Below are 19,415 nucleotides of genomic sequence, written 5' to 3' on the forward strand. Positions count from 1 at the left end.
TTGATCCGGTAAAATATTTTCAAAGATTAATTACACCTTTTAGGAAATCTTCTAATTCTTCTAAGCCTAAAAAATATACAAAGTGGTTTTATGGTTAAATTAGCCCGGCATTGCCAGGCTAATTTTTGTTTTAATCGTGTATCAGAAATTTTTTATGCTGAGCCTCTCCGGTTATTTTTGAACGTCTTTTTCTAAAGAAAAGCTGAATTTTAACCAAAATGAGATTCATAAGATAAAAATTTCTTAATGGCCGGACAAAGAATCTCATAAAAGGCTGGTATAAAGAAAGTTTAATATACTCTTTTAAAGTTAATATACTGAAATTGTTTTTAGATATGAGCTTTGAGTATTCATTCGCAGACCATTTAAGGAGATTTAGCTGTGTGTCTACCGGATCTGATAATAGTTTTTGCAAATACTCTTCCTGGGGAAAAATAACCTTGTTTTTATCATAGATACTCCAGTGCAGAGCTGCAAATTTTAATACAGAAGGTTCTTTTGAAGCACTGATTTTAAACTTTGCTTCATATGCTCTGTTCATGAAATCTCTGTCAATATGCTTACTGACTACTCTATGGTCTCTCCAGTTTCCAATGGAATGAGCAACTTCCTTTTTATGAAGCCATCCTGATGGGCATACCATATAATTGCCATAAGAAAGACCTTCACAAGGTTCTCCCATAATGTATATATAAGTGGGAGTAATTGTCAGTACATTAGCATGAACAAAATCATCACCGGAGCTTTCAAGGTATTCTACCAGCTTTCCTAAATGCCAGGGAAGCCATAGATCATCATGATTAATATAAGCAATGTACTTTCCTTTTGCTCTCTTTAATCCTTCATTATTCGGTCCGCTTTGTGTGCCGAAATTTTTAGGGAGATTGTAAAAATTAATTCTGGGATCATTAAAAGAGTTTACAACAGCCTCTGTATTGTCTTTGCAGCAATCACCAATAACCCAAACCTCAAAGTCTTTATAATCCTGATTGATTACACTTTTAAGGGTGAAATGTATGTATTTTTCAGAATTATAAGCCGGAATTATTATTGAAACAGTCGGATTCATCTTGTTTTGGTAAAGCTCGGGATTAACGGTCTTATATCGCTTAGTGCAGGTAATTTTAGATCTCTTTCTGAAATTCTCGGATTAGCATCAGGCCAGCTGAATTCCAGGCTCTTGTCAGCAAAATGACATCCTAATTCATCTTCCATATCCCAGTATTCACTTACTGCATAAATATGCAATGAAGGTTCAAGCATATAAAAACCATGTGCTACTCCCGGGGGGATAAATAAACTCTGATGTTTCTCGGCAGAAATTTCTACCATCGCTGATAAATTTTCAGTAGGTGAATCAGGTCTGAGGTCTTTTAATGCGAAAAGGATTCTGCCTCTCATTACAGTAAGGTAATCATAATGCTTTAAATGAACATGAACCCCTCTCAGAATGCCTTGTTCGGAATTGACAGCGTTCCATTGTATGAATTTAGGGTGTTCAATCCAGCTTTCTCTGAGTAGTTCAGTGAATGTGCCCCGGTCATCAATATTCATTTTCAGCGTAGATAGTTTTACGCCTTCAGGTAAGTTCATAGTTAAAAATTTGGTGTGGTAATTTTTGTCTAATATTTCCGGGCAAAGTGTTTATTTAGCAGACAGATTTCTCAGCGTTTCAACTGTATTTACAATATTTACGCCTTCTTCTGCATTGCTTTTAGGGCTGATTCCCGAACCTTTCAGATAATCAATAAAACACTTCAGTTCATCAAAAAGCGGCATATTTACTTCTAATTCAATATTTCTGACAGACAAGGGCTCTTTGGCGTGTAATTCATCGGTTGTGTAAATCTGAATGCCGTCACTATAAGCATCTTTTAGCATGGCAATAGCTTTATCAAAATGAATTCTGACTTCACGCTGATGTTTTTCAAATCGCTCAGAAACTTCAATGATTGCCCAGGGAGATTTTCCCAAACCGGCGAACATTCCTCTTACTTTTCCATTGGTTACATCCAGTCTTGCGAATTCCGGTTCCGGAATATAACCCAGAATTTCCAGCAAAATTGAGACATCATGGGGTGCCAGGTGCCATACCGCATCACTGTCTTCATGAACAACGCCTTTACTTAAACGCTTTAACGTAATACCAACAACGTCTCCGTATTCTTTGCTTTTGACCAGACTGGATAAAGCCTGCACACCATTATGATAACGCCATTTATCCATAATAAATAAAGATTCCGGTGCCAGTTCAAACAGTTCTCTGGCATGTTCTGTATTAATACAAAGTGGTTTTTCAGTAAAAATGGGTGTTTTGCCGAATTTTAAAATCAGGGATTTGGTAACTTCATAATGTGTGTCAGAAGGTGTGCAGACCACAATTCCTGAAAGTGTATCAGGCAGATCATTAATAGAATCGACAATTAATGACGCTCCGATTTCCAACGCATTTTTCTTTGTTTTTTCTGATCGTGCTACTACGATCACTTCACATTTAAGTATTAATAGGTCTCTCAGAACAAGTTTTCCCCAGGAGCCGCATCCGATTAATCCAATGGTTAGTGTGTTATTCATAAAATATATAAAATAGAGTTTGGTGGCTTAAAAATAAGCAAAGAAATTCTCAAATCTATTCCGGTTTAAAATTAAATAGGCCCCGCTGTCTGAAAGCGAGGCCTGTTAATGTTATTGGATCTTCTTAAAATAAGTGTCAACCTGTTGTTTGTAATATGGATTGAGGTTGGGAGGAACCGTTCTTAGTAATTCTGTTTGCTTTTGTTTGTCTTTGATATACTGTTCAAATTGCGGAGGTGCCTTTCTTGCAATATTTTGTTTGGCCGTTTCTGCTTTTCGTTTGTTATCTTCCTCCTGTTCCTGCATGGCTTTTTCTGATTCCAGCAATCGTGTTACAAGTTCCTGCTGTCGTTTCATCGTATTTTGGTCAATCCGCTTGTTTACGAGGTCGGTTTCCGTTTCTTCCATCTTTTTGACCATATCTTTAATCTGATCACCCAGTTGCTTCCCTTTTTCGGTTCCTTTGTTATTGTCCAGAAACTGTTGCAACATCTTTCTGAGCTGACCTTGTTCTCTGGCTAATTTTGCCAGTTCTTCAGAAACTCCACCCTGGCCTTTAACTCCCTTTTCTCTGGTTTGCTGCATCTGCTCATTCAATTGCTTCTGTTTCTGGCCAAGGCTAGGCATTTTGCTTTGTCCTTTGTTTTTATTTTTCCCTTTGCCAGAGCCGGCCATCATGTTCATTTGCTGCTGTTGCATTTGTTTCAGAACATCCGAAAGCAATAAGGCCAGATTATTCATAGAAGTCATGGCGAACTGCTGTTTTGATGCTGTCAATGCCATTTTTCTGTCTTTAATGAGTTTTACCGCATCATTCATATAGCCTTTCATGTTACTCATTTCACGGGTAACAAAGGTTTCAATCTGCATGACTCTTTTCGACAATGTATACAGGCTGTCTTCAATTACTTTGGCATCGTCCTGTAGTTTCAGCTGATCCTGCGATAGTTTTACGAAACGCGGATCGGAAGGATTTATCCCTCTGAAATCTTTCATTAATTTTTCCTGATCAAAAGACAGCGTTACAAGATTTTCAAGAATATCCCTTAAGTCATCTATGTTTTCCTCATTCTGCTTCATTTCAGCCTGTGCTTTCATATCCTGCAGTTTCTGCGCAAGATTCCGCATTTGTCTGGCGGCTCTCTTTTGCTTTTGGGAAGCAGCTTTATTATCGCCCTGCTCTGTTTTCTGTTTGGAGTCTTTCTGATCCTGAGAGATATCTTCCTGTTGTTCCTTGCCCATGTCCATCGGCTCGGAATCTTTCATCTCTTTGTTCATTTTCTCAGCCTCCTGAAGATCTTTTTTGGTATCCTCAAATTCTTTGTTGAGTTTCTCCTGCTCATTTTTGGTGGCTTCATTATCAGCTTTTTTATCAGGGGCATTATCTGGTTTATTACTTAGCTGTTCATTTTTCTCAGCAAGTTTATCCTGCTTGTCTGCCTGATTTTTCAGATCATTGATTGTTTTATCTAATTTCTGATCTAACTGAAGTTTTTTGAAAAGGTTCTGCATTCTCTCAAGCTCCTTTTCCATATTCTTTTCTTTATTCTTTAATTTGTCCATCATGTCGAGCATTTTATCATCCTGATTCTGCTCCAGCATTTTTTTCAGATCTTCGTAATTTTTCTCAGCATCCTTATCAAGCAACTCCTGCATCATTTTCTGCAAAGCATCTATTTTTTGCTGAATTTCAGGCTTCTGTTCATTGAAACGTTCTTGTTTTTCGTTCAATGTTTTGTTTTGTTCCTGTAATTGCTTGATTTCATTGATTAATTCTTCTCGTTTTTTCAGCAGTTCTTCAGCTAGTTTTTTATCCTGATAATCCAGATCTTTCTTGTTTTTCAAACGATTTTCCAGTACTGAAATCTCTTTTTTGAGTTTTTGGGTTTTTTCCAGTGCTTTTTCCAGCTGTGCCTGGGTTTTGTCGATAGAATTATCAATTTCCTTGTCGATTTGTCTTTTATCAGGAATGGCGTAGTTCATGATTTGAGAACGGCTTGATTTAGCACCATTTACACCATCATTATCCCATACCTGCACATAATACTCGATTTTATCTGCAGGATTGAGTTTCAATGAATCCAGTCCCCACTGATAGTAAAAACTTTGAATAGTTTGAGTGTGGTTAACAGGAAGATTGATATTGCGATAGGCAGCATTGGAAGGTTTACCTTCTCTTAATATTTTGTAGAAAATAGCAAGCCTGCTGATCCCGTAATCATCTGAAATATTACCACCTAATACCATAAAGTTGTACAAGGTGGAATCTTTATAGTTTTCCAGACTTATCTGCGGATGTTTATCAGGAATTACGTTCAGGAAATAATTAATGCCTTCACGATTTGAAGCATATTTATTTTTCAGGAAAACCTGATAAGAACCAGAATTTTTAACTTTTCGGGAAAATGTAAAACCTCCGCCTAATAACTTTTTGTCGGCACTATAACGAAATTTGTCCCCTTCAAAGGTCATTAAAATAGAATCTGTGTCACTTACATTGTAATCCCATTCTACGTTAGAGCCTTCCGGAAAGGTGAGATTTCCTACATTTTTAAAAGATTCATTCGGTTTGTTCAGATAAGAAGGGTAACTCACGTTTACTTCAAAAAAAGCAAGGTTAGGTCTGTTCACTACTTCTACATCATATGTTGCAGACTTGAATCCGGCAGCATCAAAAAGAAACATAAAATCCTTCTGAACTTTACTGAATGTATAACTGTAATTTCTCCGGTCAGTGCTTTCCATTTTAAGCCTTCTGTCGTTATGAAGTACATAAACTGCTTCCGGAATCGTATTTCCCAGCAGACTGAGCTTTACGGTAAAATCTTCATTTTTGAAAGCTTTCAGTTCTTCATTCTCTAATTTGAAAGTAAAAGGGGCTTCTTCCTGGTACTCGTTCTTGAAATTGACAATTCTTTCAGAGCTTTTGGTAAAAAAAGTCGGATAAATTACCAGAATTGCCCCAATCAGAACAGCAGGAACAGCGGCATACTTCACATACTTTTTATTATCATTTACATTGATGGCATCTGCAAACCTGACAAAGCTTAATTGTTGGGATTTTTGATTGATAGAGGCCTGTAATAATTCATTTTGCTCTTTGTCCAGATTTTTTGACAACTGTAAAGTGTTAATCAATTTGTCGCTTACTTCCGGGAAAAACCGACCGATCTGTTCTGCAGCCTGTTCGTTTGATAATGGTTTTTGTTTCCCGTAAAGAAACATTGCAGGTTTAATAACCCATAAAATTACTGAGGTAAGAAATGCAATCAGGAAGGAAAAGAACAAAACAGCGCGGAATGTCGTACCAAAATGCCCAAAATATTCAAGGGTGTTAAACACCAGAAATGCAGAAAGGATAAGTGTTACAGAAAATATAGTTCCTTTTATCAGGCGATTGAGGTAAAACTTTCGTTTATAATCCTCAAGTCTCATTAATAAGGTAGTTATAGGAGAATTTGTCATTTTCTTAGGGTAAGGTTTTTAGTTATGCTGCGATTTCTATCTCCTTTGATGTTTTAATCCTGGTCAGGAGTAGAAAAAATCAACAGATCTGCCGTTTTAACCGGAATCCGAAATCCTGTTAAATCATATAATGGCTCAGGCCTCTGAAACTATTAACAATAAACCTGCCAGTCATCAGATTTCAATATCGCAATTTAGAAATTTTGGAAATAATAAAAGCAATTCCTCCGGGATTGCCATTGTTTTAGTACTGAAACAATCAATGATTCTGGATATAATAACGAACAAATCGTGTAAATTTGGTATCTGTGTTTTCAGGCATTCCTGAAGTTTAAGCTATATCTTTTAAAATTTATCTGTAAAATGACATTTCAATCGCAAGAGCAATTCCAGTTTATTGAAAGTATCTTGTTTGAGAACCTTGGAAAGAAACCTGAAATTATTGATTTTCAATTCTTTTACGGAGGAAACTTTAACCTTGCTGTTCGCGTGAAAGTGAAGGAAGGAGATTTTTTTATAAAATGGAATCAGGGCGGGCTTAATGATATGTTTGAGTCTGAGGCGAATAGTTTGCAATTATTACGGGAAACGAATACAGTTCATATCCCGGCAGTTATTAACCACGGAAGAAACGGAGAGAAAGAGTATCTGATGATTGAATTTGTTTCGGCAGGTTTTCAGCAGGAGAATTATTGGGAGGATTTTGGTCAGAAACTGGCATTGTTACACCGGAATTCTAATGAACAATTCGGACTGCATTTTAATAACTATATCGGGGCATTGCGGCAAAGTAATGAGTGGATGGAGAACGGTGTGGCATTTTTTATTGAAAAACGATTAAAAATTCAGGTAGAGCTGGCATTATATGACCGAAAAATCACTCCGGAGATTGCCAAAAAGTTTGAAAAGCTTTTCGAAGAGATTCCTAACCTGATTCCTAATGAAAAACCAGCATTAATTCATGGTGATTTGTGGTCAGGGAATGTTATGACAGATAGCAAAGGCTTGGTTGCTCTTGTTGACCCGGCAGCTTATTATGGTTTAAGAGAGGCTGAACTGGCCTTTACTACCATGTTCGGTGGTTTTGAGACTACATTTTATGAAGCATATCATGAAGTGTATCCCATTGCCAAAGGATATAGCCAGAGAATTCCGATTTATAATTTATATCCACTGATGGTTCATGTGAATCTCTTTGGCGGAGGTTACCTGGATGCGGTAGAAAAAATTCTGAAGAAATTCGAATAATTAAGATATTGATAAGGAAGTAAGGAGAAATTTTCTTAGATTAGTTTAATAACTTCTTGTTTTGTTATTGTTTTAATCTTTTTCGATGAACCTTTCGACTGAAACATGGATTTGGATAGGCATAGGCTATTTGGTTCTTTGCGTCATTGTTTATTTTATTCAGGAAAAGTTTATTTTTAAACCTGAAAAACTCCCGGAAGACTTTCAATATCAATACGATGCTCCTTTTGAAGAATTGTTCTTCGAACCGGAAGATGGGGTTAAAATTAACGGCCTGAGGTTTTTTCATGAAAAGCCTGAAGGACTGGTAATCTATTTTCATGGAAACAGCCGTAGTATTAAGGGCTGGTCAAAATACGCTTCAGATTTTACCCGATACAATTTCGATGTTCTGATGATTGATTACAGAGGTTTTGGCAAAAGTACCGGAAAGCGAACAGAAGTCAATTTGTACAATGATGCACAATACGTTTATAACCGGATGCGCGCAAAGTTTGATTATCAGGAAGACAGGATAATTATTTACGGGCGGTCGCTGGGAAGCGGATTTGCCTGTAAACTGGCTTCCCAGAACAAACCTAAAATGTTGATTCTGGATGCTCCGTATTATTCATTTTCGCATTTAACCAGCAGATTTTTACCTTTTTTGCCTATCTCAATTCTTTTAAGGTTTAGCATCAGAACAGATATTTGGATACGTTATGTCCGTTGTCCGATTTATATCATTCATGGTACGAAAGACTGGCTGATTCCCTTTTCCTCAAGTGTAAGATTGCAGGGACTGGTGCCGCTTGCAGCGAGACTGGTTCCCATTTATGGCGGAGGGCATAATAATCTGCCTTCTTTCCAGGAATATCATCAAAAGCTTGAAGAGATCCTGAAAGGTCGTTTTGACCTGGTTTTTGATAAATATGAAAGCTGATTATTCTGATAAACAGTAAAGGCTGCCGGAATTTCCGGCAGCCTTTACTATGATTTATTTCCTGAAACCGGAAAAATTTATTGTTCCATCAGATATGCTTTGATGAAGTCATTAATTTCCCCATTCAATACGGCATCGGTATTCGAAGTTTGATGATTGGTTCTATGATCTTTAACCCTTCTGTCATCCAGTACATAACTTCTGATCTGAGAACCCCATTCAATTTTCTTTTTCCCTGCTTCTACTTCCGCTCTTGCAGCATTTCTTTTTTCGATTTCTATCTGATAAAGTTTCGATTTCAAAAGCCGTAAAGCTACTTCTTTATTTTGTAGCTGTGAACGTTCCTGCTGGCAGGCAATAATAATTCCTGAAGGTTTGTGTGTTAAACGCACTGCTGTTTCTACCTTGTTTACGTTCTGACCACCTGCACCACCGGAACGGAAAGTGTCCCAGTCAATATCAGCAGGATTAATGTCAATTTCAATTGTATCATCGGCTAATGGATACACATACACAGAAGCGAAAGAAGTATGTCTTCTGGCGTTTGAGTCGAATGGAGAAATTCTTACCAGCCGATGTACGCCATTTTCAGACTTGAGATTTCCGTAAGCATATTCACCATCAATTTCAAGGGTCACGGATTTTACGCCGGCTACATCACCATCGTTATGGTCAACCTCACGCACTTTGAAATTATTTTTCTCTCCCCACATGATATACATACGCATAAGCATCGCTGCCCAGTCCTGAGACTCAGTTCCTCCGGCTCCGGCGTTGATTTCCAGAACGGCCGACATATTATCTCCTTCGTCGGACATCATTTTCCGGAATTCCAGTTCACCGAGTTTGTCTTCCAGTTTTTTCCCTTCTGTATCAACTTCATCCTCAGATGCTTCTCCCAATTCGTAGAACTCCCAGATGGTTTCCAAATCGCCTAAAAGCCCTGCTAATTGCTCAAAACCATCTGTCCAAAATTTCAGACCACGCATTTGGCGCATGGTATTTTCAGCCTTACCCGGTTCGTTCCAGAAATTAGGATCAAGTGTTACGGTCTCTAATTCAGAGATCTGGTATTTCTTATTATCGTAGTCAAAGATACCTCCTTAGAGCCTCTACTCTGGCCCTCAGGTCATTGAACCTGTCTTTAGTCATGGTTTTAATCAGATTTAATAATTAGTGTACGCAAAGATAAATACAAATTTCCGGAGGAAAGAGATTTTAACGCTTCTTCTGACTTCAGAATACATAAAATTCAGATTTTAAGATAAACAGTTTTCAAAAATGGACAAAAAATGCTCTGAAACACATCACATAATGATGTGAGTGGCTAATTAACATATGGTACAAACAGGTGATTAACATAAGATTAGAAGGAATTTAAGGCATTTGGGCCTGTCACATCATTGGGGGATAGTGATATTTACAGAAGCAATACGACGTTAATTTTACGAATCGGAAATCACACAAAAATTCAAAATTATAAAGATTAAGCAGACCTTTTTTTAAAAATCAATCACTTAAACATATCACATAACATACTTATGAAAACTAAAAAAATTCTCGTTTACTCTTTGCTTATTCTGGGTCTTAGTGCATTCCAATGGTCATGTAGTAAAGACAGTGACAACGTAACTCCGGATGCAGTTCCTCAGGATCCTAATGCGCCGAAAGGGCAGGTAAGAGTAGGAATTACGGATGCTCCTATAGACGGGACAGAAGTAAAGGCAGTCTTTGTCACAGTTACTGAAGTAAGATTAGACGGAAAGAAATTTGATGCTTTTCAAGGTCCGAAAACAGTAAATATTGCCGAATTGAATAATGGTAATTTCCTGACTTTAGGAGACGGACAGTTGCAAACGGGTACTTACAGCAAACTTACTCTGATTTTTGATTATGAAAAAGATCAGTCCGGCAATGCTCCGGGTTGTTATCTTTTGAAATCCGACGGTACAAAAAGCAAACTGGCTATTTCAGGTAATGCAAGAAATTCTGTAGAAGTAACAGCGAAGCAGTTTACGGTTAATCAGAACGGAACGACAGACCTTATGATTGATTTCGATTTAAGAAAATCTATCAAAACATTTAATGAAAATGCCAGGAAAAACTACTCTTTTGTAACATATGGGGAATTACAATCTTCAATCAGAGTAGTTAATAAGAATGCATCAGGGACTATCTCGGGAAATGTAAGCGGATACAATGCTGCTACTATGGGAAATGTAGTAGCCTATGTCTATAAAAAGGGGGAATTTAACCAAAATACTGAGGCTAAAGGACAAGGTGAAAGCTCAGTTGAGTTTAAAAATGCAGTATCAAGTGCGAAAGTTGATGTAAATGGTAATTTTAAAGTTTCCTTTCTGGAAGAAGGAGATTATGAAGTGCATTTTGCCTCGTATAAAAATAGCGGAGATGCAAATGCTTCATTATTACTGAATTCATTCCTTAATCTTTCCAGCAACATTGATTTAAATAGTATATCTGTAAAGACAGGTCTTGAAGTCCGTTTATCATTAACAGTAAAAGGAGTCATTGGTCTGTAGTTATTAAATTATAGTTTAGATATTCCGAATCAATCACTAACAGACCGGAAAGCACTATCGAAAGGTAGTGCTTTTTATTTTTAATCAGGTTGAGATACGGAGAAATGAAGAAAGATGTCTGTAAAAGCCTTTTACGAAAAGCAACAGGATCACTGAGATAAATTTTGAATAGAGATTCTCTCGAAAAACTTCAGCCATAATCCTTATGAATAATTCGATATGACTATATTTGTGGCAAAATTGTACTTTTTTATCAAAAATAAATTAAAATGGCTACAAGTTATGATTTAATAGTGATTGGCTCAGGTCCAGGCGGATACGTGGCAGCAATCAGAGCTTCTCAGTTGGGTTTGAAATGTGCGGTTGTTGAACGTGAATCTTTAGGAGGAATTTGTCTAAACTGGGGTTGTATCCCGACCAAAGCACTTTTGAAGTCGGCTCAGGTATTTGAGTACATCAAACACGCTTCAGATTACGGAATCAATGTGGCAGATGCCAGTGCAGATTTTGGAGCAGTAATTAAGCGTTCACGCGGAGTGGCTGATTCCATGAGCAAAGGAGTTCAGTTCCTGATGAAAAAGAACAAAATTGACGTTATCATGGGAACGGGTAAAGTCAAAACCGGTAAGAAAGTAGAAGTAACTGACGCTGAAGGCAAAGTTACAGTATATGATGCCAAAAACATCATGATTGCTACCGGAGCAAGAGCAAGAGCTTTACCAAATATTCCGATTGATGGCGTAAAAGTAATTGACTACCGTAAAGCCATGTCGCTTGAGAATCAACCTAAATCAATGGTAGTAATTGGTTCAGGAGCTATCGGTGTAGAATTTGCTTATGTTTATGCAGCAATGGGAACAAAAGTAACCGTTGTGGAATTCCTTCCGAATATAGTACCTGTTGAGGATGAAGATATTTCGAAAGAATTAGCTAAACAATACAAGAAATTAGGAATTGAAGTTTATACAAGTTCTTCTGTTGAATCGGTTGATACATCCGGAGAAGGCTGTAAGGTTTCTGTAAAAACACCGAAAGGTGATATTTCAATTGATGCGGATATCGTTCTTTCAGCAGCAGGAGTAATTTCAAACCTTGAAAACATTGGACTTGAAGATGTTGGTATTGCTACTGACAAAGGTAAAATCCTTGTTAACCAATGGTATGAAACTAATATCCCGGGTTATTTTGCCATCGGAGATGTTACACCAGGTCCGGCACTCGCTCACGTAGCTTCTGCTGAAGGTATTATCTGTGTTGAGAAAATAGCTGGCCACAAAGTTGAACCTTTAGATTATTCAAACATTCCGGGTTGTACTTACTGCACACCTGAGATCGCATCTGTTGGCTTGACTGAAAAGAAAGCTAAAGAAGCCGGATATGATATTAAGGTTGGTAAATTCCCATTTGTTGCTTCCGGAAAAGCTACTGCAGCAGGAGCAAGAGACGGATTTGTAAAAGTAATCTTCGATGCTAAATATGGTGAATTCTTAGGAGCTCACATGATCGGGTATAACGTAACTGAAATGATTGCTGAGGTTGTCGTTGCCCGCAGACTGGAAACTACTGCCCACGAAATCATGACATCAATTCACCCTCATCCAACTATTTCAGAAGCTATCAAAGGCGCTACTGAAGCAGCATATGGTGTTGCAGTTGATCTTTAAAAGTTTTCAGGACTAGTCCTGAAAACCTATAAATCAAAAAACAGTAGAAGCTCTTTGGCTTCTACTGTTTAATTTATCTAGTTTTAACCCAGTATCGGTTTTTCAGAACTAGTCAAATCAACAAATGATAGGCCCTAAGTATATCCAAAAACTTATCTCTGCTGATATGTAAAGCACTCAGCTCCGGATTTAAATGGTAATATAACTTTCTGCTTCCAGGCTGTAGCTTACGCTTTCTTCTTTTTGGGTTGTGTACTCCCGGATTGTTCAGACGAAGAGTTTTTTCGGATATCTATCTCGTATTCCTTCTCTGCTATATCTATCATCATGTCAAAGATAATTGACTTTTGATCTGCAATATAGCGCTGATGCTCCAGCTGGGCTTTCTGCTTTTCCAACAGTTTCACTTTTGCTTCAAGCTCCATAATTCTCTGTTCGGGTGACTTTGGCATATTAAATGATGTTTGATTTTCCCAATCAAAGTTACCATATTTCTGCAACCATTTCTTCACAGTATTATCTCCTTGGATACCATACTTTTTCCGGGCTTGCTGAAGACCTAATGTGCCCGATTCAATTTCTTTAACTATTTGAATCTTAAAATGAAGACTATAATCTTTCTGTGTTCGCCTCACATAGTTATTCCCTGTTTCCATTTTGATATGTTTTTTTGTATCACTATGTCAGGACAAGACAATTTTCGGAAACGGTTAAAGTAAAAGGGCCTCCGGAATTTTCCGGAGGCCCTTCTGACTAGAAATATTATCTGCGTCTGCGTTTCTTTGTTTTAGCTTTTTTAACCACTTTGGCTTTACGTGACTTGCTTACCTTTTTGTGATGCGTAGCCGCTTTTGCTTTTGAAACTTCCTGATTACGTTCTTCAAGTTCTTCTACCAGTTGTGTAGTGTTTTGCTTACTTGCCTCATAAGTATCATTGAGGGTTTTGTAATTGCTTTGCAGTTTATTGTAATCAACAAGCAGGCTATTGTATTTTTGACCTAAAGATTCGAAGGTTTCTCTGCTATCCTGCTGACATTTAATGTATTGCTCATTTTTTTGTTTGAATTGACTTTCGAGGTTAAAGCGGAAAGTGCTAAGTTCTGTGTTTTCCTGACGTTCCTTGTTAACCTGGGTTTCGAGGCGATGAATCTGATCTTTCAGTTCGGTTATCTTTTTGCTTTCAACACAACCAGTAAGGGAAATAATCAGAGAAAAAGTTATTAAAAGAATACTGTTTTTCATGAAGTTAGGAATTTGCAGCGCGTGAAATTTCGATAAAAATTATTTAGAATCTGAAAAAAACGGTCCGGTAATTATACACTCAATCTTTCAGAAATCACTTGTAAAAGTCTCTTTTAGACTGCCTGGAAGATGGAAAGAGTGTGTAAATCAAAACAGTTAAATATTCAAATACATTAACTCTATAAAATTAGTGGAAAACTTTTTTCTAAAAAATCCTTATTCGAAGAAATTTCTTTATTAAGTTTGTATTAAAATCTATATATTTTATAGAGTAAAAAAACGACTGATTGCTGAAAAAGAAAAGTTCAAAACACGAAAGGGAACTGTGTTATTTGAATTTTAGTTAAAATAAGTACATAACTACTCAGTAGCCAGACAGTTACTCTTGGTCACAGTGTTTGAAAATAATAAGAAACCATGCAAAGTTTTAGAACCGAACTCGAAAATCCTTTAGTTGAAAAAGATATTGTTGATTTGGCGCGTAAAATTCAACTTTTTCGTGAAGGTAAAATACATGAGGAGAAATTTCGGAGTCTCCGCTTAGCACGTGGAGTCTATGGACAGCGTCAGCAAGGTGTTCAGATGGTACGTATCAAATTGCCATATGGTAAAATGACTTTCAGGCAATGGAAGCGTATTTCTGACATTTCTGATGAATATTCAACAGGAAACTTACACCTTACTACCCGTCAGGACATACAGATACACTTCGTATCATTAGATCGTACCCCGGAATTGTGGTCTAAACTGGAGCAGGATGATGTGACGCTTCGCGAAGCCTGTGGAAATACGGTAAGAAATGTTACGGCTTCTCCAACAGCCGGGATAGATAAAAACGAGCCTTTTGATGTTACACCGCATGCTGATGCGGTTTTCAGATACTTTCTGCGCAATCCTATTTGTCAGGAAATGGGACGTAAGTTTAAGATTGCCTTCTCAAATACAGATGAAGACACTGCGCTTACTTACATGCATGATATGGGCTTTATTCCTAAAATCAAGGATGGAAAGCGTGGATTTAAAGTAGTTTTAGGTGGAGGATTGGGAGCGCAGCCGATGCTGGCTCAGCTTTCTTTTGAATTTTTGGAAGAAAATCAGATTATTCCATACCTCGAAGCAACTTTAAGAGTTTTTGATCGCCATGGTGAAAGAAATTCAAGAAATAAGGCACGTATGAAGTTCCTTATTCAGAAAATAGGTTTTGAAAAACTTACAGAACTTATTAAAAGTGAATGGAAAGCACTGAAAAATAAAGCGGTAGAAATCGATATCACAGAAGGAGCATGGGCATTATCTGAAGATCAGTTTCCTTCTAAAACTTCAGAAGAGCAGGCCCCTGCTACTTCAGAGTATGAAATCTGGAAGGCTACTAACACATTCGAACAAAAGCAATCCGGATATTACGGTGTTTATGTCAGAATTCTGAATGGAAACGTATCGTCTGTTGTCTCAAGGTCGCTGGTAGATCAGCTCGAAGGATATATCGGAGATGATGTAAGGGTGACAATCAATCAGGGTTTGATGTTGAAATTTGTTCCTGAAGCAAATTTGCCATATGTATTCTCAGTTTTGAAAGCACATGACCTGGCTGCCGCAGGCGCTAATTCTATTGCAAATATTACAGCTTGCCCGGGTACAGATACCTGTAACCTTGCAATTTCAGATAGTACCAATATTACTTCAAAGTTGGAAGAAGTAATTACCGGCGACTTCCCTGATTTAATTCATAATAACAATATTAAAATTAAGATTTCCGGTTGTATGAACTCTTGTGGTCAGCACGGAATGGCAAATATTGGTTTTCACGGTTCTTCTTTAAAATCTGCGGACAAAAGGGTTTTACCGGCACTTCAGGTTTTATTAGGCGGCGGAACGCTGGGCGATGGTGTTGGTCGTGTGGCCGATAAAGTCATCAAAGTTCCATCTAAACGAGGACCGGAAGTATTAAGAGTTGTCTTGAATAACTATGAAGAAAATGCACTCGAAGGAGAGTACTTCAATGATTATTATGACAGACAGGGTGAGAAATATTTTTATGCATTATTGAAGCCTGTTGCTGATTTGACAACTTTGAAAGAAGATGATTTTATTGACTGGGGTGCTTCTGAGCAATTTCAGACTGAAATTGGGGTAGGAGAGTGTGCTTCTGTGATAATTGACCTTGTTGCAACGCTTTTGTTTGAGTCAGAAGAAAAATATACCTGGACTGAGGCGGCTTATGAGGAAAACCGTTGGGCCGATTCTATCTATCATGCTTACAGTGTTTTTGTAAGTGCAGCGAAAGCTTTATTGTTGGATAAAAGCATCAGTGCTTCTACGCAAAGTGGAGTAATTGATAAATTCGAAGAAAATTTCGTAGCTACCAATGAAATCTCATTAGGCGGAAAAACATTCAGGGAATTGGTTTTACAGATCAATCAGAATGAGCCTTCTCCTGAATTTGCCAGATCTTATGTTGCGGAAGCCAAAGCATTCCTTGAACTGGCAAAAGCATATAGAGAACAGTTGGTAGTTAACAGTTAACATTAAACAGTTTGCTATTTTGAGCATCTCTGATCATTGGGATGCTCAAAAAGACGCTCTCTGATAACTGAGATGAGTGTGGAATCTTTTAACAATTTAGTACCGATACCAAAATTAACGGTTGTGGGGGCTGGGCCGGGTGATCCGGATTTGATTACCATGAAGGCTGTAAAAGTTCTTCAGAGTGCAGATGTCGTACTTTATGATGCCTTAATCGCTGAGGAAATATTGTCGTACTGTAAGCCTGGGGCCGAGAAAATATATGTAGGGAAAAGACCCGGTGAAAGCCATTCTCAGGATTCCATCAATTTTTTAATTGTTGAAAAAGCCTATATGCACGGGCATGTGGTCAGGTTGAAAGGTGGAGATCCGTTTATTTTTGGTCGTGGACAGGAAGAAATAGAATATGCCAGACAATTTGATCTGGAAACAGCTTATGTGCCTGGAATATCCTCTTCGGTGGCAGCAGCAGGCTACGCTGGAATCCCTATGACAGCAAGAGGAGTCAGCGAAAGCTTTTGGGTAATTACCGGGACAAAGTCAGATGGCTCTTTATCCAGTGATTTGGCAACGGCTCTTCAAACTACGGCAACGATTGTTATCCTGATGGGAATGAATAAGTTATGGCAGATTGCTGAAGTTTGTGAGGATATGGGTAAGGGAAATCTTCCCGTAGCAATTATTCAGAACGGAACAACCAAACAGGAGAAAACAGGTTTGGGATTGGCGAGAAATTTGCCGGAAATTGCCAAAGAAAACAAACTTTCAAATCCTGCTGTAATTGTTTTAGGAGAAGTTGTCAGGTATGCAGATACAACAGAAATACAGAAGATTTATAAGCATTACCAAGGTTAAAATCGGTGATTTTTAAGGTTGAAGCTCAGGAGAATTATTTTCCTGAGCTTTTTTATTTTGAAAATCCGGACAGGGAAAAATACAGCAGTATTTTTGTCTTCTGCGTATAATCTTACCGATATATATTTAAATTTGAAAAGACTTCATTTTAAACATTTTACTATGACCTCTCTGACTTTTCTCTCATCTCTTAATGCCCTCATTTTCGGAGTAATTTCCGGTCTTCATGTTTATTGGGGATTTTGTGCTTTGTTCGGAATAAAATCAGAGAACATGACCTCTGTGGTTCCTGAAATACATGGGAGGCCGGTTTTTGTTCCCTCCGCCGTCTCTACCTTTCTCGTTGCTTTAGTACTTGGATTGGCGGCTTTTATTTCTCTGAGAAGTTTAACGGTATTTAATGAAAATTTTACCATTTTTCCAGTCTGGATTGTTTACGGGAATCTGGTAATTTCTGTAATTTTCCTGATCAGAGCGATTGGGGAGTTTAAATATGTAGGTTTTTTCAAAAAGGTTAAAGGGACCCTCTTTGCGAAAAATGATACCTTATTCTATTCACCGCTTTGCCTGCTGATTTCAATAGTTGCACTATTTATTTTTCTGAAAATCAGGAATTAATGATGAACCTAAGGTGATTGAAAATATTTATTGGCTTCCGTAACTGGTTTGGGCAGTCAGCGATGCATCCGACTCATTATGAAGCCGGTCAAATGAAGTAACAACGTAGGTATATCCACGGCCTTTTTCAGCGTTATTGTCATTGAAATAGGTTTGTTTTCCTAAATAAACAATTCTGTCAGCCCTCTCAAGATTCATATTTTCAGACTTTTCAAATCTGTAAACCGCATAGGAATAATTTTCATTGCCATCAATAGCTTTATCACCAGGTAACCATGATAAAGAAACTTTGCCGTTGGCTTTGGTAATAATAATACTTCTGGGGGGATTGGGAGGGATATTATCTTTCCAGGACATTGAGGGAATAATAGCCGGGAGTCTGTAGAAATCTGCTCTCAAAGAATCCTGAATACCTCCGTAATTTTCGGTCAGGCACTTTGAGCTAAAAAACATACTGCCCTGAATACCTGCATTGAGACGGTTATAACGCAATTGATTTGGGATCTCAGAAGTACTCCAGCTGGCAGTTTTAATTTTATAAGGACTTTGTCCGATATACAGATGACGTCCATAGGTATTCTCTGCCCACCAATCAGCGAGGGCCTTATAAGGAACTTTACCGTGATTTATGTCGAAATATAACTGGGGTGCAATATAATCTATCCAGCCTTGCTGAAGCCATTTCTTCGAATCGGCATATAAATGTCCATAAGAAGTGGTTCCGCCAATAGTTCTTGAACCTGAAGGGTCTTGGGTACTGGCATTTTTCCAAACCCCGAAAGGGCTGATTCCAAATTTGATAAAAGGCTTTATATTCCGAATACCATCACTTATCTGTTTGATTAAGAGGTCCGTATTTCCTCTTCTCCATTCCTCAATGTTCTTAACACCTCTGCTGTATTTTCTGAAAGTTTCCTCGTCTTTCAAAGTTTGTCCCGGCACAGGATAAGGATAAAAATAGTCATCGAAGTGAATGCCGTCAATATCATAATGTTTGACAATATTCAGAACTACCTCAGTGATATAATTTCTTACTTCGGGAATACCGAAATTCAGTAATTTCTGCCCGTCATAGGTAAGCATCCAGTCGGGCCTTGTATTACTGATATGATCCGGAATCGTATTGGTATTGCGTTTGAAAGTAGCTCTGTTAAGGTTTAACCAGGCATGAAATTCAAGGTTTCTGGCATGGGATTCCTCAATCATAAAATCCATAGGATCATAAAAAGGAACCGGAAATTTCCCCTGAGTCCCGGTCAGAAATTCAGACCAGGGTTCAAGGCTTTTGGCATAATAAGCATCGCAGGCGTCTCTGATCTGAACCATTACAGCATTTAAATTGGAGCGCTGATGTTCGTCAAGAATTCTGATAAAATCTGCTTTCTGATCTGCGGAATTATACTGACCTCTCCGGGGCCAGTCAATGTTATCAACAGTAGCAATCCAGGCTGCACGAAACTCTCTTTTGGGAGAATCGCTCAAGACCCTTCTGGGTTGAGATTCGCAGCTGAATATATTTACAACGAAGAAGAATAATACCGTAAAAAAGCACTTTATCATAGTCAAAATGTTATTATCATCAAAATCCATTACCTGCATAGAAATGGTATTTAGCCTTATACCTCATGAATGAAAATAATGATAATGTCCTTTTCCCCGGGGAAAAGTCAAATCAAAACGAGTCTGTTAAATGGAAGAAAAACCTAATGCAAGTTACCCAGATTTTCTTCAAATTTCTTACCAAAGAATAATTAACGGATACAA

General features: G+C 37.9%; 15 protein-coding genes. 7 read left to right on the forward strand and 8 right to left on the reverse strand.

Annotation, left to right across the window (positions count from 1 at the left end):
* Positions 1–130: 130 nt before the first annotated feature.
* From BM179_RS06640 to BM179_RS06655, 4 genes are all read right to left on the reverse strand, one after another.
* Positions 131–1,069, reverse strand: a complete 939-nt coding sequence (locus BM179_RS06640; protein ID WP_092014118.1) for a glycosyltransferase family 2 protein — start codon at positions 1,067–1,069, stop codon at positions 131–133.
* Positions 1,066–1,593: a dTDP-4-dehydrorhamnose 3,5-epimerase family protein gene (locus BM179_RS06645; protein WP_092014122.1), complete on the reverse strand. Its 528-nt coding sequence runs from the start codon at positions 1,591–1,593 to the stop codon at positions 1,066–1,068. Before BM179_RS06645 ends, BM179_RS06640 begins: the two co-directional genes overlap by 4 nt.
* Before the next feature lie 51 nt (positions 1,594–1,644).
* The gene (locus tag BM179_RS06650; protein WP_092014125.1) at positions 1,645–2,574 is read right to left on the reverse strand and encodes a Gfo/Idh/MocA family protein; all 930 of its coding nucleotides are present in this window, start codon (positions 2,572–2,574) and stop codon (positions 1,645–1,647) included.
* A 111-nt stretch (positions 2,575–2,685) separates the two neighbouring features.
* On the reverse strand, positions 2,686–6,039 hold the full coding sequence (locus BM179_RS06655; RefSeq protein WP_229632910.1) for a DUF4175 family protein: 3,354 nt from the start codon (positions 6,037–6,039) through the stop codon (positions 2,686–2,688).
* Positions 6,040–6,402: 363 nt separating this feature from the next.
* Here BM179_RS06655 and BM179_RS06665 point away from each other — a divergent pair, with 363 nt between their 5' ends.
* Together BM179_RS06665 and BM179_RS06670 are read left to right on the forward strand one after the other, a co-directional pair.
* Positions 6,403–7,287 (forward strand): fructosamine kinase family protein, encoded by an 885-nt coding sequence (locus BM179_RS06665; protein WP_092014132.1) that lies wholly within the window; start codon positions 6,403–6,405, stop codon positions 7,285–7,287.
* 85 nt (positions 7,288–7,372) lie between these two features.
* Positions 7,373–8,209, forward strand: coding sequence for an alpha/beta hydrolase (locus tag BM179_RS06670; protein ID WP_092014136.1), 837 nt, complete (start codon positions 7,373–7,375; stop codon positions 8,207–8,209).
* A gap of 77 nt (positions 8,210–8,286) precedes the next feature.
* Here BM179_RS06670 and prfB read toward each other — a convergent pair.
* Positions 8,287–9,361 (reverse strand): peptide chain release factor 2 gene (prfB, locus tag BM179_RS06675; protein ID WP_143095162.1). Its coding sequence is split into 2 segments (ribosomal slippage): positions 8,287–9,300 and positions 9,302–9,361, totalling 1,074 coding nucleotides; the frame shifts between segments, so codons are not numbered across the junction.
* A 389-nt stretch (positions 9,362–9,750) separates the two neighbouring features.
* On the opposite strand from prfB, the gene BM179_RS06680 reads away from it, so the two are divergent.
* Positions 9,751–10,749 (forward strand): DUF4382 domain-containing protein, encoded by a 999-nt coding sequence (locus tag BM179_RS06680; protein WP_092014139.1) that lies wholly within the window; start codon positions 9,751–9,753, stop codon positions 10,747–10,749.
* A gap of 269 nt (positions 10,750–11,018) precedes the next feature.
* Positions 11,019–12,413, forward strand: coding sequence for a dihydrolipoyl dehydrogenase (gene lpdA, locus BM179_RS06685; RefSeq protein WP_092014142.1), 1,395 nt, complete (start codon positions 11,019–11,021; stop codon positions 12,411–12,413).
* A 227-nt stretch (positions 12,414–12,640) separates the two neighbouring features.
* Here lpdA and BM179_RS06690 read toward each other — a convergent pair whose 3' ends face one another.
* Positions 12,641–13,069 (reverse strand): transposase, encoded by a 429-nt coding sequence (locus BM179_RS06690; RefSeq protein ID WP_229632911.1) that lies wholly within the window; start codon positions 13,067–13,069, stop codon positions 12,641–12,643.
* 106 nt (positions 13,070–13,175) lie between these two features.
* Entirely contained in the window at positions 13,176–13,655 is a 480-nt protein-coding gene (locus tag BM179_RS06695; protein WP_092014148.1) for a hypothetical protein, read from the reverse strand.
* Between the two features lie 417 nt (positions 13,656–14,072).
* On the opposite strand from BM179_RS06695, the gene BM179_RS06700 reads away from it, so the two are divergent.
* The 3 genes from BM179_RS06700 to BM179_RS06710 all read left to right on the forward strand — a co-directional run bounded on the left by BM179_RS06700 (position 14,073) and on the right by BM179_RS06710 (position 17,651).
* A complete protein-coding gene (locus tag BM179_RS06700; RefSeq protein WP_092014151.1) occupies positions 14,073–16,178 on the forward strand; it encodes a ferredoxin-like domain-containing protein in 2,106 nt (701 codons plus the stop codon).
* Positions 16,179–16,250: 72 nt separating this feature from the next.
* A complete protein-coding gene (gene cobA, locus BM179_RS06705) occupies positions 16,251–17,033 on the forward strand; it encodes a uroporphyrinogen-III C-methyltransferase (protein WP_092014154.1) in 783 nt (260 codons plus the stop codon).
* Between the two features lie 162 nt (positions 17,034–17,195).
* On the forward strand, positions 17,196–17,651 hold the full coding sequence (locus BM179_RS06710; protein ID WP_143095163.1) for a DUF3995 domain-containing protein: 456 nt from the start codon (positions 17,196–17,198) through the stop codon (positions 17,649–17,651).
* Between the two features lie 27 nt (positions 17,652–17,678).
* Here BM179_RS06710 and BM179_RS06715 read toward each other — a convergent pair whose 3' ends face one another.
* Positions 17,679–19,211: a glycoside hydrolase family 10-like protein gene (locus BM179_RS06715; protein WP_092014981.1), complete on the reverse strand. Its 1,533-nt coding sequence runs from the start codon at positions 19,209–19,211 to the stop codon at positions 17,679–17,681.
* Between the last annotated feature and the right edge of the window lie 204 nt (positions 19,212–19,415).

Source organism: Pseudarcicella hirudinis (assembly GCF_900115665.1).
In the GTDB taxonomy this organism is placed as follows: Bacteria; Bacteroidota; Bacteroidia; order Cytophagales; family Spirosomataceae; genus Pseudarcicella; species Pseudarcicella hirudinis.